The 250-nt window shown below is 73.2% G+C and carries 1 pseudogene; it reads left to right on the top strand.

What is annotated here, in order from left to right:
- Positions 1-250: pseudogene (locus CH42_RS16545) on the top strand (PucR family transcriptional regulator); the annotation flags it as partial.

Raw genomic sequence — 250 nt, 5'->3', positions numbered from 1 at the left:
GGCTCCCGCCGGAAGCGCCGCTCGTGGTGATCGCCGCAACGGACCGGGACATCGCCCCCTTGCGGGTCGCGATCTCCGAGCTCGAGCGCGCCGGCGCCACCGTCTACACCCACCATCTCGGAGACGCGCTCGTCGCGTTCACCCGGCGGCTCGAACTGCCCGGCTCGCGTCTCGATGAGCTCGGGCGGCAACTGCTCGAGCTGCGCATCGGGGTGGTGATCGCGGCGTCGGGACTCGCGGAGCTGCGCCG

Source organism: Leucobacter musarum subsp. musarum, assembly GCF_001273845.1.
In the GTDB taxonomy this organism is placed as follows: Bacteria; Actinomycetota; Actinomycetes; order Actinomycetales; family Microbacteriaceae; genus Leucobacter; species Leucobacter musarum.
Note: the sequence above shows the minus strand (reverse complement) of the source record. Positions and strands in the feature narration are given on the sequence as shown.